A 16,142-nucleotide genomic window follows, 5' to 3' on the forward strand; every position below is an offset into this window, starting at 1 on the left:
TGGTGCGGTATTTACGCACAGCAAAGGGGCCTGGCTCCCACGTTCGCCGATGCGATGACCCTGCTGTTAAGTGGGGCTGGATGGGGTTGGGGTTCAAGGTATTCTCGGGTTTGTGCGGTTATGCCAGTCGCGACAGCCGGCGGAACAGCCACTCCAGCGAAAGCAGACCGCAAATGATCGCCAGCAACCACGCATTGTCCCACAGGCTACGCGGGGCCTCGGAAACCGGCATCGTGCGGCTGCGGTCCTTCAGCAGCGTGGGCAAAGGCTGCCAGCCTTCGCCCGTCACCGCCGCGTTGACCCCCACAAAGTAGTGCCCCCCCGTCGCTTGCGCGAGCTCGGTAAGCAGGGCGTCGTTACGCTGCGGATTCTCCCGTTCGAGATCGGGCACGCGCACCTGGATGCGCCGCGACAGCTTTTCCGACTCTCCCTGGTCGATGGGCAAGTCGAGTTGATAGGCCCCTTCCTGACGCACGGTGAACTGGCCGGCGTACGTGCCCGCGCGCGTCGGATCGGGTTGCAAATTGACTGCCTGAGAGGTGCCATCGGGGGCGACCGCCCGTAGGGTGAGCGAGGGAACTTCGAGCGGTTCGAGTTGCTCGTTGGTCACTTGCGCTCGTACCGAGACCGTCTGTCCGAGCAGATATCGATCGCGTTCCACGAGGAGCACGCCCCGGCTCGAGCCGCGCAACAAGCGGCCCTGCGAGACATAACGCACGAGCTTGGTGTAAAACCGCTCGAAGAGGGCCTCGTCGACCTCGCGCAGACGCCACATCTCGCCGCTGCCGAGATAGAACACTCGGCCCGAGCCGTAGAACTGCCCGCACATGTAAACGGGAGGCTTACCGCCATCGGCCGCTTGCGGATCGGAATAGCTCGCGTAGACCGTGGCGCCAGGTTTCGCGCCGCGCACCGAATAGTAGCCGTAGACGCCGGGGAACTCTTCCCACTTCGTCTTGCTTTGCATCGCCGACTCGTCGATCCATAAGAAGTCGGCGTCGAGTCCCTCGCGCGTGAAACGCAGGGGCCAGGGCTCTTCGGAACCGAAACGGCCGTCGTCGAGCAGCGAGAAACGCCGTTGAAACTCCACGGGGTACAAGTCGCGCAGCTTCGCCAGCGTGGGTTCGGGCGCCCAGCGGTGCGTGTTGACGGGCCCCGCCAGCGCGATCAAGCCACCGGCCTGCTCGGCCACCCATTGTTCCAGCAGTTCCACTTGTTCGGGGCGTAACTGCGTCCAATCGGGATCGAACGCGACGACCACGTCGTACTGGAACATCTCCTCGCGCTTCGTCGGAAAGTTATCGAGAATCTTGGCGGCGTCCTGCGAGATACCGGGGCGCGCGGTTTGCAGCAGCACGTCGAGCGTCACGTTCTTATCCCGAAACAACATCGCCCGGAGAAACGAATACTCGCGGCTCGGTCCCCCTGCGACGAGCAGAACGCGCGTCTTTTGATCGACGATCTCGACGTCGGCCTGCTGCTCGTTATCCGTCGCGACGCTGTCTCCCTCGGGCACATCGGCGCGCAAGATCAACGTCCGCCGTCCCGTCGCGTCCGGCGTGAGGTCGAACTTCACGGGCACCAGTTCACCCTCGGCGCCGAGCAGCACTTCTTCGGTCGCTTCGACCCGGGTGGCGGCGGCCGCCTCGGCGTCGGAGACATCGGCGGGGCGCGACAAGAGCTCGACCTGGATGGACTGGGCCGTCAGTCCCTGGCTTTGCACGTATCCGGTTACCGAGTAACTGTCGCCCGGATAAGCTCGCATGGGGGCGACGAGATCGCCGATGCGTATATTGCCGGGGGCCTTGTCGGAACCCAACCCGATGGGGAACAACGGCACGCCCGACTCGCGCGCCAGCGGCACGATGGCCTGGGGCCCCAAGCCGGCGTTCTGCCCGCCATCGGTAAAGATGACCAGACCCGCGACGGGCGTGGCACGCTCGGAGAGCAGCACGTCGCGCAGCGATTGTCCCAGGCGAGTTTCTGGCCCGCGCGGCGCGAGCAGAGCGCGCCAGTCGAGCGGTGGTTGAGCCGTCTGGTCCTCCTTGATTGGTGCGTCCGGCGCAATACCCGCGCCGGCGGCAGGCTGCTTCGGCAACGTGGCCAGCGTGTTCGTGTCTTCGTCGAAGCGGATCACCGACACGTCGTGACGTTTGCGAAGCTCGTCGAGCAAGGCATGCCCGGCCAGGCTATCTGCGATGGCATCGGCGCGCGACGCGCCCCCCGACTGCGAGGGAGACCCTTCGTCGGCCAGCCCCATGCTGAGGCTCGTATCGACCAGCAGCAGCACGCGCGAGTTGGTCGTCACGTCGCGCTCGGTCCGCCATTGGGGCTGCAAGTAAACCACGAGCAGTCCCAGAAAAGCGGCCAGCCGGAGCGAAGTCAGCAGGCGACGGCGCCAGGGCCCGATCTCGACGCTGTCGCGGCGATACATCCAACGCACGTACAGCAGGATGCCGGCGAAGATCGCCAGCGGCAGCACCCAGTCGACACGATCCTGGATGCGCCCCCATTCGAAGACGGTGCGCGTCGCTTCTTGCGCGAAGAGTAGTCCGGCGTACGGCATCAGCGTTTCCCCCGTGGTGGCGAGGGATGATAGCTGGCCGCATACGCCAGGGCCTGCTCGCCGATCAACAGGGCGACCAGGAGATAGAGCAGGCCGTCGCTCAGATTGAAACCGGCCAGCTCGCGCGCCGAGAACTGGAAGCCTTCGGCGCGGTGATAGTCGAAGGGAATGCCCGTCAGGGCGGCGGCCAACTGCTGGCCATCGAGCAGCGCAAGCTGGCCTTCGTCGGAAAAGACATTGAAGGCGAACTCGCGCCGCTCGGAGTCACCCGCGGTCGTCACCAACTCGGCGGCGTAGACGCCCGCGATGTCGGTATCGGGCAGGGTGACGTCGAGCCGACCATTCTTGAGCACGCCATCCGTGCTGACGGCTCCGTCCGAGGCGACTCCCGGCACGCTGAATCGCACGCGCGGATCGTAAACGCTCGGTTCGAGATCGAGCACGAGGGGCGTACCGACGAGCCGGGGCGGCTCGCGGTGCTGCTCCCCTCCCAGAAAGGTCTGCAACTCGAGCAGCGTCACGACGAAGCTGGGATTTCGCCCCCAGTTGTTCCAAACGGGCGCGGCGGTTGTCAGGAACAGCACGACCTGCCCCTCGCCGAACTTGCGCTCGAGGACGAGTGGCGCATGGTTGCGCAGCCGCGCGATCACGCGGACCCCGGGGTGATCGGCCGGCTGCCACAGGTCGGGAATGGCGACGTAACGCTCGATGCCCACCGTCCCGAGAAAGCTGTTCCGCTCGCCGGCGAAGATCTTGAAGATCGGGTGTTCGGTGACCTGCAGATCGGGAGCCTTTTCGAGGCGATCGACGAGCAACTCGCGCGGTTCGGCCAGTGGCGCCGGAAGCAGGCCCTTGCCGTCGCGATAGAGCCCTTCATTAACGGTGGCGGCATTCGACGGCGGACCGACGAAGAGGGCCAGCCCACCCCCCCGTTGCACGAATTTCTCTAAAGCGTCGACCGCGGCGCGTTCCAGATGGGCGACGTTCGTGAGGTAGATCGTCTGGAAGCCGTCGAGCGGCTCTTCGGCCAGGAATCGCGGCGTCTCGACCAGCGGAGAAAGCCCCGTCCTGACCGAACCGCCAGGCGCGAGCGCCGTCGCCAGGAATCGGGCATCCTTGCCGGACGGATCGCCATCGACGAGGAGCACTCGTTCGTCGAGCGGGACGTTCACTACGGCATAGCGGGAATTGTCGGGGGGCAGGGCATCGTCGTCCAGTCGCGCGACCACACGATGGGGACCGGCCGTGGGAAACAGCACGGGAAACCGTCGCGTCTCGCTTCGACCGCCGGCGATTTCCTCGATCACGAAGCCGGGCCGCGCGGTGCCATCTTCTTCGAGCTTGACCGCCACGTTCGAGGCGGTCTCGCCGCTGAAGTTGCGGACGGTGACCTCGATTTCGATCGGCACGCCCGCGGCCAGCGTGCTCGGCTTCGGCGAGAGTCCCGTGATGCCGACGTTCGGTTGCGGTACTTCCGCGCAGGCCACGAAGTTCAATCGCGTGCCGCTATCGCTCAGCTCGCCCAGTCGGGTACGCAGTTCCTCGGGCTCGCTCCAGTTGTGCGCGCGGAAATCAGACACCACATAGAGCACGCGGCGCGTCGCATCGTCGGGGGTCGAAATGCGATCGGCCGCCTCGAGCGCCGGCAGCGTCGTGCTGGCCAACTGCGAGGGGACGAGGCCTTCAAGAGTCTCATCGAGCCGCTGAGGAAAGTCGCCTCCGACGATGACTTCGAGCAGATCGGGCTCGGCGCCACGACCGGGTCCCCCCGACTTTGAATAGCGCAGCAAGGTAAAGGTTTGCGGCACTCCGCGACGGGCGAGATCGGATCCCAGGCGAGAAATAGCCGCCTTGGCGCGGTCGAAGGCGGTCGTGTCGCCACGACGCTCGCTCATCGAGAAGCTATCGTCGAGCAGCACGATGTGGTGCGTGCGCGAGCCGCCGAACATGGCCCCCCAGCCGCTCGACAACATCGGCTGCGCCAGGATCAGCACCACCGCCGCGATCGCCAACATTCGCAACAGCAGGAGCAACAACTGCCGCAGCATGATCCAGCGCCGGTTGCGCTGTTGGCTTTCGAGCAGGAACTCCATCGCCGCCCAACGCACGCGCCGGTGCCGGAGCATGTTGATCAGATGGATCAACAGCGGCACGCCGACGAGGGCGAGTCCCCAGAGCAGTGCTGGATGAACGAAGGCGGGCATCGGGTTCCGTTAAGCGCAGGACGCGGCAACGCGCGCGATGGAAGAGCGAGGGGGTGGATTAGTTTCGATGGTGCATGCCCAGTCGATTCGAGAGAAACTTCGCCAGCGCCGCATCGAGGGGCTCGCTCGTGCGCAGCAGTTGGTAGTCGACGACGTCTTGCGCGCAGCCGCGCCGCAACTCGTCGAGATAGCGCCCCAGCGCCGCGAGATAGCCCTCGCGCAATGCACGGGGATTACAGTTTAAAAAGTCGTCCGACTCGAGACCGTCGAAACGCGTCGGGCCGGCAAAGGTAAAATTGAGTTCTTCATCGTCGAGCACGTGGAGCACCAGCACGTCGTGACCGCGCTGGCGCAAGAGCCGCACCCCCTTGAAGAATCCGGCACGATCGACGAGCAGGTCCGACACGATCACCATCAGGCCCCGGCGCGGATAGTTCTCGGCCGCGCGGCGCAAGATGGGGTAGAGATCGGTCTTTTCGCTCGGCGGCGAACGGTCGAGCGCGCGGACGATGGCGTCGAGGTGATGGTGTTGCGCCCGCTGCGGCACGATCGAACGCACGCCGGCATCGAACGCCAGGCAGCCGACGGAGTCCTGCTGGCGGAGGATGAGATGGGCCAGGCTCGCCGCGACCGTGGCGGCGTATTCGTATTTGTTCAAGGGGCCCGAGCCGTACTCCATGCTCGCCGAGACGTCGACGAGCAGCACGGCACGCAGGTTCGTGTCTTCTTCGAACTGTTTGACGTAGAAGCGGTCTTGCTTGGCCCAGACCTTCCAGTCGATGTGGCGCAGATCGTCTCCGGGCGCGTATTCGCGGTGCTGGAGGAACTCGATCGACTGGCCGAAATACGGGCTGCGGTGCATGCCCGAGAGAAATCCCTCGACCACGTGCCGGGCGCGCAATTCGAGCCGCGCGATGCGGCTGATCGCCTCAGGATGCAAAAATCTTTTGGAAGCGGGCATCGCCAATCAACTCGTCTTCTTTGGTGGGGGTCAGCGAGAGCAGCCGTCCGACCACGTCGTCGGAGGTGATGCCTTCGCTTTCGGCGGCGAAGTTGACCACCAGCCGATGCCGCAGCACGGGGCGCGCGAGCGCTTGAATGTCGTCGGTCGAGACGTGCGTGCGGCCGTGTAGCAAGGCCCGCGCCTTGGCGCCGAGAATCAGGAACTGCACGGCGCGCGGGCCGGCCCCCCAACTCACCTGCTCTTCGACGAAGTCGGGCGTGCCCGGTTCGCCACGCCGCGTTTGACGCACGAGGGCCAGCGCGTAGCGTATGACGTGGTCGGTTGCCGGCACGGCGCGAACCAGCTTTTGCAACTCGAGAATCTCTTCGGCCGAAAGGACCGGCACGATATGGTCGCTCGAGATCATCGTCGTGCGTCGCGCGATCTCGAATTCCTCGTCGAACGTGGGATAGCGCACGAAGACCTTGAACATGAAGCGGTCTTGCTGCGCCTCGGGCAGTTGATAGGTTCCTTCCTGCTCAATGGGATTCTGCGTGGCCAGCACGAAGAAGGGATCGGGCAACTGGTGCCGCACGCGACCCACGGTCGCCTGGCGCTCCTGCATCGCTTCGAGCAGCGCGGCCTGGGTCTTGGGAGGCGTACGATTGATCTCGTCGGCCAGCACCACGTTGGCGAAGAGCGGCCCCTCGCGAAAGCGGAATTCGCGGCCGCCGGTGGTGCGGTTCTCCTCGATCACCTCGGTGCCGGTGATGTCGGCCGGCATCAGGTCGGGCGTGAACTGCACGCGACTGAACGACAGGTTCAGCGAGCGCGCCAGCGTGCTGATCATGAGGGTCTTGGCCAGGCCCGGTAAGCCCTCGAGCAGACAGTGGCCGCGCGCGAAAAGCGAGATCAGCAACTCTTCGATCACGTGGTTCTGGCCCACGATCACCTGACCGAGCTGCTCGAGGATCTTTTCGCGGGCAGCGCTCAGCCGGCCGATCGCGGCCGAATCGAGCGAGGGCGCATGGGGCGAATTCATCGCGGTTTCCTCTGGGTGAAGCACGCTCGCGCGCCGGGCGAAGCCGGGGACGCGAGCAGGCTTAGCGTTGGTAAATGGGGAGCGCGGCGCGCTCGAGTTGCAGGATCGTCAGGTTGATCGCCGAGGTGTAAATCGGTCCGATATACCCCTGCGTCCAGGAGCCGTCGGCGCTCTGTTCGTTGAGAATCTTCGTGTAGATCTTGTCGCGGTAGTCGCGCCAGGTGTTGCCCGCCTCGCGGTACAGCACCTGCGCGTAGTAATAGTGCGCGTAATGCCAGTGGCCGAACCCTTCGTTCGCGATGTTCGACAAGTTCTGCTTGCAGTAGTTCAGCAGCTTGGGCACGTACTCGCTGTCGTAATCGCCCGCGTTGTACAGGCAGGCCACCGCCGCCGCCGTAATCGCCGGCCGGGCGCCGCCGCCTTGAGAACTGTACTGCACGCCGCCGTCTTCGAGAGTGCAGCGCTGGATATAGCCAATCGCACGGTCGATGATTTCTTTCGGCACGGGGATACCCGCGTTGCGGCAACCGCGCAGCGCCTGGACCTGGGTGATCGTCGTCGAGCCTTCGTCCTGGTTGTTGCCTTCCTTGGCGCTGACGTAGCCCCAGCCACCGGCGGGCGTCTGCGCCTGGCCGGTAAACTCGACGGCCCGGACCAGCACGTCGACCAGCGTTTCACGCCGGTCCAGGTCTTCTTCCTCCCCCAAGACCTGCGAGAGGAACAGCACCGAAAACCCATGGCCATACGTGTAGCGATTGTCGCGCGACATCGGATCGCCGATCAGGCCGTTCGACCGGCTGCGGCTGACGAGATAGTCGACGGCACGGCGAATATGCTCGGAGTATTTGCCCTGGGTCGTGGTCGATCCTTCGCACAACAGGGCGATGCCCGCGAGTGCCGTCATGGCCGTGGGGTACTGCGCGGTATTGGCGGTCCAATGTCCCAGACGCGATTGCGTGCGGGTCATCCATTCCAAACCGCGCGCGATCGACTTCTCCACGTTCGGATCGCGCGCCGCCGCCGTCGCCGCCGTACCCGCGAGCGCACCCCCAGCCAAGGGCCACGCGGCCAGTAGCGGCAACAGCTTGCGTCGCGAAATGTGCATGGAGCTTACAAATCTTTAGTTGTCGGGGACTTCGACCGGGGGTTTTTCTTCGGCTTTCTCGACGATCGGTTGCTCGTCGTCGGGCTTCTCATCGACCGGCTTCTTCGGTTGCCCTTGGGGCGCCAATCGATTTTCCAACGCGCGTGGGGCGAGACGCTGGTTGATCGTTGCCTGAGCGGGGGCCGCGTTCGCCGCGGCGGGGCCTGCGGCGCGTCCTTCCTGGTCGGCCTCCTCCGGCATCGGGGCCGGCTCGGGCTGCCCCGCGGGGGGGTCGGGCATGTCGGCCGGAATCGGCTTGTCACTGAGCGCCATGTGTACCGTCTTGCGCAGCAGCTTCAGGTCGACCGTGTGCTTGGCCGGTTCCCCCTCGAGTTCAAACGCGTTGTACTCGGCCCCCAATTGTTCCTGGTAAATTGTGCGGCCGTTGCGGCGATCGAGACACAGCATCGACACGTGCGTCGTCGCGCGGAACTGCACGTTGGGATTGCTGCGGCTCTTGTAGACCGTCGTCGAGAAACAGAGCACGGGCAACTCACTCGGTTGATCGAGGAACAAGCCCTGCTTGTACACTCGCTTCGACCATTGCTTGGCCCCCGTCGGGCGGTCAAAGCCGTAGACGTAGCCGGTCACCAACGGGTTGTTCGTCATGCCCCCCGGCAGTGGACGCAAGAACATGCCCGGCTCGTTGCCGGGGTTGTTGTTGCTGGCCACCAACAGGTATTGGTCGCGCGAGGTCAACACGTACACGTCGTTGACCGCGTCGTCTTGTTCGATGGGAGCATCGACGAGTGTCGCGCCATCGGGCAGCCGCAGCAGGGTGAAATGCCCCGGCTCGACGACCCCCACCGCCTCTTCGCCGATTACCTGGCACAGCGCCCGATCGAAGCTGCGCTGCCAGATCACTTTCTCGTTCCACAGGTCGAGCAGCCGCACTTGGTGCTGGAGCTTGGCGCCTTCCGAGGTCTGGACGAATTCCAACACGTGGCGTCCGACCGTGCCCATGCGATTGTTGATAATGGGGATCGGTCGCCGGCCCAGGTCGGCGCCGTCGGTGGGCCGCAGCACGAGGGCCTCGACGGCGTTCGGCGCCACGACGAAGAGCATTTCGTCGTCGCCAAACAAGTCGCTGCCGGGCTCGACGTCGGTGCGCGTCCAGAGCACGGCCCCGGTCACTGGCTCGAGCGCGACGAGCTTGCGTCCCTCTTGCAGGCAGGTGTAACGCTCGGTCAGCGGGCCGAGATTGCCCAAGGGGCGCCCCAGCGAATCGGCGATCATCATGCGCCGCCCCCCCCACGGCAGACCGATCTGATGCGCATGCGCCACCTGCTGCATCGGCATGCCGGGAATCGTCTCGATGATGTCCCGCGTCCACAAAAGCTTGGCGGTGCCCGGCGTCTCGCCGCCAAGCGTGTCGATGGCCAGTACTTGTTGACCCAGCGAGACCAGCAGCAAATGACCGTTGGCCTTCACGCGCGTCGTGGCCGGGTTGATCGCGAAGCGTGGCTGTTGTCCCGGTTCGACCAGTGGTAAACGCCAGCGAACCTGGCCGAGACCGTCGCGCCCGATGATGGACTGCCCCTGGTCGACTTCGACCGTCATCGAACGGAAATGTGGTCCGCGCGGACCGAGCATCTCGCACACAAAGTAGCGGAAGTTCGGATTCGTGCGATCCTCGTGCGTGAGGTCGATCAGGCCGACGGGCCAGACTTGGGCATCGCTCAGGCGACGTCGCACGGTGCTGGCCTCCGGCAATTGCTCGACCAACTGCCGGCCGGTCAGGCCATTGAGACAGACCTCGTCCGCCCAATCGGTGACCAAACGCTGAAAATACGGGGCAGCGGCGTCCTCGCGGCCAGCCTCGCGCAGCCGCTGCGCCAACCTCGCCACGGCCCAGCGGGCACGAATGGGATCACGCCCCTGCGCAAGCTCTGAGAGCAGCAACTCGACTTCGAGCAACTCGCCTGGCTTCTGCAGTTGCTCGGCCAGCGCGGCGCGGGCCTCGGCGCCCGTCTCGTGACTGCCAAAGACTGCCACGAACTTGCGCAGCGAGTTGATGTTGCCATCGGCCAAGGCTGCCTGCAGACGGTGTTGAATCGCCTCGTCGAGCGTCTGTCGTTCGCGGTCGCCAGCCTTGTGGGCCAACTCGGCAACACGCGCCTGCACCCAACGATCGCGCCGGACCGACCAGTCGCCGTCGACTCGCTCGACCACCGAAATATTCGCTTTCGGGTCGGAGAGTTGGAGATAGTTCTGGAAGGCCTCCTGCAGGTGCCCCTCCTTTTCAAACCCCGTGGCCATCACCCGCAGGTAGGTGCCAATGTCCTCGGGACGCGTGGCGAGACTGGCAATCTCGGGCGCGAGTTCGCGCTGCACCGAGAAATCTGCCGCGAGTTGTTCCAACAGCGACGACACCAGCGTGTCGCGGGTGCGAGGGTCGGACTTCAGCTTGTACGACCGGCGCAGGTCTTCTGTGGCGGCGGTGTAGTTCCCCTGGTGCAACAGGATCTCGCCGCGCTGTGCGAGGGCATCCGCATCGTCGGGCGACTTTTCGAGCCGCGCGGCGATTTCCTTCTCGATCGCGCCCAGCTCGTGATAGGCCTCGACCCAGCCGGGGCTTTGCGAAATGATCTGTCCTTCGTACGCCACCAGGTTGCCCGGCACATGTCCGCTGCGCGACTTCGAACGCGCTTCGATCTTGCCGGTCGCCACGTTGATGGTGGCCACCTCGGCGTTGGAGAGTGGGACGAAATATCGTTCGCCGTGGAAGAACCCATAGCCGCTGGGACGCGATCCCAACTCGAGCGGCGCGGGCCAGACCGACTTGCCGTCGGCCAGGTTCAGGGCGTCGGCCTGCGTTCGCCCGACCAGCAACACGCGCCCGTTCTGCACGCCGGCGACGTACAGGTATTCGCCCCGATCGTCGGAGACTCGTGGCCGTTTCCAGGCGAGGCTGCCGTCGATCAGGTTCAGGCAGTGCAATTCATTCGATTCGAGTGGCGTGAGCAGCACTCGGCCTTCGGCCATCACGACGCCACCATCGTTCCACCGATTCGACGCGTTTTGTTCGCTGCCGTTGACCATCACGCCGGCCATGCGCGGCCACATGGTTTGATTGCGCTGCGCGAGCGCTAGAGGGGGAAAGCGATATCCCCACAGGAGCGAACGAGTGGTCAGGTCGACGGCCACCGTCGCGCCCGCCGCGGTGGGACAGACCAGCACGCCGTCGGCGTACGAGGGAGACACCCCCGACTGACGGCGCGAATAGTCGTTCGTGATGTCTTGCTCGACGACAGCCAACTGTTGCGACCACTCGACGTGCCCCGTCTTGGCGTCGAGCGCGATCAGGCGGATTTCGGCATTTTGTTCGACGATGGAGTACAGCTTGCCGGCCAGGGGCAATGGGGGACCCAGGAAGAACACGCCCGCCAACTCGAGTTCGCCATCGCCGTTAGCGCCCCCGACCTCCCACTTCAACTTGCCGGTGCGAATGTCGTGGGCGGCCAGGCGATTGTACGAAGTGGGACCCGTCGGCATCGGACGACGGCGGCCGTTGAAGCCGACGATCGCCACTCGCTGTTGCACGTTGTTGAGGCCGCCGACTCCAAGGTCCTCGATGCTAAAGACATGCTCGCCATCGCTGCTGAGCGTGCCGTACGTGGCATCGTTCCAAATGCGCTGCTCAATGAAGGCGGCGAACTGCACCTGATTGCGTTGCGGGCTATTGGTGTCACCGAGGTTTAAAAGCTCGTTCAGCTCGTTGTCGAGGGGTACTTCCCAGACGCGTTTGCCCGAGCGGAAATCGACCGCCAGCAGGTTGTTGGTCGTGCGCATGAGCACGACGCCGTTGACGATCAAGGGATGGGACGCCGGGAGCGAGGCGAATTCCACCTCGTCGTATCGCTGGGAGTGCTGATCGATGAGTTTTTCGGTTTCCGGCTCGATGGCGGTCGGCACGCGCCAGCGCGGCTCGAGCATTGGACTGCCGCCGGCGCTCGATTGATTGCGCGAGGGACCGCCGCGGAACATCAACCAACGCGCCAGCGTGGCGACCTCCTCCTGGTTCGCACGCGGCCCGAGCTGTTCGGCCAACCACGAGACGGCATCCGGACCGGGCGCGAACAGCGGCACATCCTTACCGGCGACGCGCACCTGGACCTGCGGGTTCGCTGCCCGCAGTTGAGAGAGTGCCTCCACCGCCTTGTCGTGCAGGCCGGCTCGCAGCCAGCAAGCCGCCAACTGCACGGAGAGGGTCGGTTCGAAACGCTCAGACGCGGCGGGAGTCTGGCGCAGCCGCTCGTAGCACAGGGCCGCAGCCAGGGGATGCCCGTGATCGAGGTAGTTCGTGGCGAGCAGCGCCGTGGCGTCGTATCCCGCCTGGGTGTGGAAGAAGCGGCGTGAGACCTCCGACAGTACCCCCATGTCGCCGGCGGCGATCGCCTCGTCGAGCATCTGGCGCGCGCGGGCGCCATACTGCAACTCGTACGATTCGCGCCCTGCGCGGGGCATCGTCCCAATCAAACGCTGCGCTTCGGCCTTCAGGCTGTGGTAGATCGGCGAGTCTTTGTCGGGCTGGAAAAAGAAGTCGTCGGGGGCTTCGAGGATGGCGCCCAGATGCCGGACGGCCTCGGCAAAGCGCCCCCCCGTGAGCAGTTCCTGAGCCGACATCAGGATCTGCATCGTCTGCCGATCCTCGATGAAGGTGGCCGATTCGGAGACCTCTTGTCCTTGGGCGCCGCGGACGATGGCGATTGGGGCGTTCGCCTGCCCCTGAACGCGGATCTTCATCTGCAGGGGGACGACTTGGCCAGCAGGAGGCTGCGCCGGGGCCGGCTGTTGCTGCTTGGGAGGAACGCCGGGAAGCGGTTGGGCACGCGGAGCCGGTTCGGCACGGGGGGGGGGTTCGGCATCGCGCTGCGCCAGGGCGAGATCGCCCTGCACCGAGAGGAACCCCGCCGAGAGAAGCAGCAGCGCAGCCCTCCGGGCCCACGAACTACGTGCAAGCATCTGGCGACCTCCCGTGGCGATTCCTGGCATGGCGGTTTTGCCTTCCGTGGCTCGAGTTCGATTATCCCACAAGGGGGTGGCACTTGGCAAAACGTTGGGTGTACAGGGCAGTTATGGCGCGCAAGTCGATCCTGGCGGGACCAAGGCATCCCTGCTTAAGTCGTAGGAAGTACGAGAAAAGTTCCCCGCGCCGCCGGAGAATTTGCACGTCCGGCACGCGAGGGGGGGCCTGGTCGAGGCACGTTCCGTTTCAAGAAGTCGTCGGCTGGCGAGGAGATAAGCCATTTCAATTCAATATTTTAAGTCGCGCTTACGGGGCAGGCAAGCGCGCCACAGGGCCACCGTGTTTCTGGCGATGGTTCGGCTTCCAAACCGTACAGCCGTACCAACCGCCTCGCTGCCAAAAGGCCCACGTTGCAAAAAAGTAACCTAGAGTTCGATGTGCTCCGCAAAGAGCCGTGCCACGGTCTGTCGCGTGTTCGCGAGGCGCGCCGACGACGTCAGGCACCAAGAAACTCGGTTTTTCCCGCATTTCGCGCGGTGGAAGCCCCGTTTTCGGCTTGCTTTTTCAGGGCACTTGTTTCTAATCATCGCGTCCTTTACGGACGGACAGGAGTTCTCGCAGTTGGGACTCTGAAATTGTTAACCTCGCAGGGAGGGAATTGAACTCATGGCGAAGGCCGCAGCAAAGAAGGCGCCGTCGAAGAGCGAAGTCCTGGCCAGCATTTCGGCCGCGACTGACCTGAGCAAGAAGGAAGTTAGCGCTGTCATCGACGCGCTGGCCAACGAAATCAAGAAGGCGATGGGCAACCGTGGTTCGGGCGTCTTCACGATTCCCGGCTTGGTGAAGATCACCAAGAAGAAGATGCCGGCTCGCCCGGCCCAGAAGAACGTTCGCAACCCGTTCACCGGCGAACTGCAGGATCGTCCTGCCCGTCCGGCCTACAACAAGATCACGGTGCGAGCGCTCAAGAATCTCAAGGCCATGGCCTGATTCGTTGCCGGGTGATTCGGGCGTGGCCCCCTGGCCCCTTCGATTGGCCCCCCAGATTGCCGGTGACACTCGACCGAATCGCGCACGAGCCGGTCGACCGCGTAGCCGTTCATTGCCCGACCACGATGGTCGCCGCGATGCCAACGACGCGTGGTCGGTCGGCTCGCGCTATTTTCCAAACGCGATTCCGCCCCGACTGCCGTCCCCGTTTGCAGGAAAAACGCCACGCGCACGGCGAGGTCGGTTGCCAGCGCTACGATGCGAGACGGCTCGCGGATGGAGCCTCTGCGTTTACAGCTTGGCCATTTTTGCCAGCGTGACACGCTTCATCTCTTGATGGAAACGCGTCGCTCCCCGGTCGGTGAGTTGGTTGATCAGATCGATCGCCTTCGCTTGCGATTTGTGTACCGGGGCCAGCTTCGTGGTCTCGGGAGTTCCCTCGACCGCGACGACGATGTCGTAGAGCGTAATCTTGCTGGCCGGACGCGCAAGGGCATAGCCGCCACCGGGGCCAGAGACGCCGTGCATCAGTTGGGCGTCGACCAGACGCCGCAAAACCCGGTAGAGAAAACGGGGCGGAAACTTGCACCCTTTGGCAATCTGCGCCGCGGTCATGGGACCTTGGCTGCCCTCGCGCAACACCCGCAACAAGATTCCCACCGCGTAGCTGACGGAGCGGGTAAGCTTCATCGAATTGGCGTCCCCCTGACGAATTCGCGAAGACGACCGCCAACGGACGCGATCGTCACGTGCTGCTGGCCTCGCTTGGAACAGGATCCTCCCCTGCCGCGCGGAATTTCGCACGGCCAGCCTCGCACGTGCCATGATCTTGTCGAGGCACCTCGAAGATTGCAAACCTTTTTGATCTTTTTCCGACTTCCCAGGTGCAGAATTCTGCGCGACGCGCCCACACGACCGCTGCGATCGCGCGACTCGCGACCCGCGTGAGCCACGGCGGAACCCGCGGCACGCCGGCGCCGCGTATCGTTGCGATCACGTCCGCAGATTCGCGAGAGGTCTCGCCAATGCCCCACCGCATGACATAAGATGCACGCCGTATCGTGGGGGCGGGTACCCGCGATGCGCGGTTGTTCTTCTGGCCCGCTTCGAGCAGCATTCAGCGGTCGGGGACCTCATGGCGGCGGTGGAACTGGTGCGCGTCGCGAGTCGCGACGACTTAGAACGGTTTATCCATTTGCCGTGGACGCTCTATCCACACGATTCGTTGTGGGTGCCCCCTTTGAAGTCGGAAATGCGCCGCCTGCTGACCCCGGGCCGCCATCCCTTTTGGGAATTCGCCGAACGCGAGTTGTTTCTCGCCGTGCGGGGGGGCAAGGCCGTCGGTCGCATCGCGGCCATTGTCGACCGCAAGTACAACGACTTCCATCGGGAGCAGATGGGTATCTGGGGCTTCTTCGAATGCGCCCAGGATTCGGCCGCGGCCGAGGCCCTTTTCTCGGCGGCCGTCCAGTGGACCCGCTCGAAGGGGATGACCTTTCTGCGCGGCCCGCTCAATCCCTCGACCAACTACGAAGTGGGCATGCTGCTCGAGGGGTTCCATCTGCCGCCGATGATCATGATGCCGTGGAACCCGCCCTACTACCTCGAGCTGGTGGCCGAGAATGGCTTCGTCAAGGAGAAGGATCTCCACTCGATGCTGCTGACGCACGAGGCGCTCGCCTCGACGCGCATCGAGAAGCTGGCCACGCGCATTCGCCGGAACAACAACGTCACCCTGCGCAAAGGGGTCCGCAACCAGTTCGACCGCGAGTTGGCGATCATCCGAGAAATCTATCTCGAATCGTGGTCGAACAACTGGGGCTTCGTGCCCATGAGCGAGGCGGAGTTCGACGAGATGGGCAAGCAACTCCGCCGACTCCTCGAGCCGGACTTCGTGCTCTTTGTCTACTACGAGGACGATCCCGCAGGCATGGTCGTGATTCTGCCCGACTTCAATCCCCTCTTGAAGAAGCTCAATGGCAAGATCGGCCTGACGGGCATCTTCAAGTATCTGTACTACAGCCGCCGGCTGACCGGTTTGCGCGGCATTCTCTTCGGCATCAAGCAGAAGTACCAGCGTCTGGGACTGCCGGCGCTTTACTTCGAGCACTTGAACACGTACCTGCGCGATCAGCAGCAATACCGCGAGTTCGAGCTGGGGTGGAATCTCGAGGACAACGAGAACATCAATCAGTTCGAGTTCGCCGTCGGCGCGAATATCTACAAGAAGTACCGCATCTTCCGCAAAGCTCTCGACGGCTAGTTCGCACGGCGAAAGGCCGCG

General features: G+C 64.3%; 9 protein-coding genes. 2 read left to right on the forward strand and 7 right to left on the reverse strand.

Annotated elements, in window-relative coordinates:
• Positions 1 to 118: 118 nt before the first annotated feature.
• From KF708_05165 to KF708_05190, 6 genes are all read right to left on the reverse strand, one after another.
• Entirely contained in the window at positions 119 to 2,566 is a 2,448-nt protein-coding gene (locus KF708_05165; GenBank protein ID MBX3412088.1) for a VWA domain-containing protein, read from the reverse strand.
• A complete protein-coding gene (locus KF708_05170; GenBank protein ID MBX3412089.1) occupies positions 2,566 to 4,770 on the reverse strand; it encodes a BatA domain-containing protein in 2,205 nt (734 codons plus the stop codon). Before KF708_05170 ends, KF708_05165 begins: the two co-directional genes overlap by 1 nt.
• A gap of 58 nt (positions 4,771 to 4,828) precedes the next feature.
• Entirely contained in the window at positions 4,829 to 5,731 is a 903-nt protein-coding gene (locus tag KF708_05175) for a DUF58 domain-containing protein (protein MBX3412090.1), read from the reverse strand.
• Positions 5,700 to 6,755 (reverse strand): MoxR family ATPase, encoded by a 1,056-nt coding sequence (locus tag KF708_05180; GenBank protein MBX3412091.1) that lies wholly within the window; start codon positions 6,753 to 6,755, stop codon positions 5,700 to 5,702. The genes KF708_05175 and KF708_05180 overlap by 32 nt, the downstream gene beginning before the upstream one ends.
• 61 nt (positions 6,756 to 6,816) lie before the next feature.
• Positions 6,817 to 7,860: a terpene cyclase/mutase family protein gene (locus tag KF708_05185; GenBank protein MBX3412092.1), complete on the reverse strand. Its 1,044-nt coding sequence runs from the start codon at positions 7,858 to 7,860 to the stop codon at positions 6,817 to 6,819.
• A 15-nt stretch (positions 7,861 to 7,875) separates the two neighbouring features.
• Positions 7,876 to 12,864 (reverse strand): PQQ-binding-like beta-propeller repeat protein, encoded by a 4,989-nt coding sequence (locus KF708_05190; protein MBX3412093.1) that lies wholly within the window; start codon positions 12,862 to 12,864, stop codon positions 7,876 to 7,878.
• A 670-nt stretch (positions 12,865 to 13,534) separates the two neighbouring features.
• Here KF708_05190 and KF708_05195 point away from each other — a divergent pair.
• Entirely contained in the window at positions 13,535 to 13,858 is a 324-nt protein-coding gene (locus tag KF708_05195; GenBank protein ID MBX3412094.1) for an HU family DNA-binding protein, read from the forward strand.
• 291 nt (positions 13,859 to 14,149) lie between these two features.
• On the opposite strand, the gene KF708_05200 is transcribed toward KF708_05195, so the two are convergent.
• Positions 14,150 to 14,548, reverse strand: a complete 399-nt coding sequence (locus tag KF708_05200) for an Rrf2 family transcriptional regulator (GenBank protein MBX3412095.1) — start codon at positions 14,546 to 14,548, stop codon at positions 14,150 to 14,152.
• Positions 14,549 to 14,993: 445 nt separating this feature from the next.
• Here KF708_05200 and KF708_05205 point away from each other — a divergent pair, with 445 nt between their 5' ends.
• Positions 14,994 to 16,121: a hypothetical protein gene (locus KF708_05205; protein ID MBX3412096.1), complete on the forward strand. Its 1,128-nt coding sequence runs from the start codon at positions 14,994 to 14,996 to the stop codon at positions 16,119 to 16,121.
• Positions 16,122 to 16,142: the final 21 nt, after the last annotated feature.

The sequence above is a fragment of the Pirellulales bacterium genome, assembly GCA_019636335.1.
GTDB lineage: Bacteria > Planctomycetota > Planctomycetia > Pirellulales > JAEUIK01 > JAHBXR01.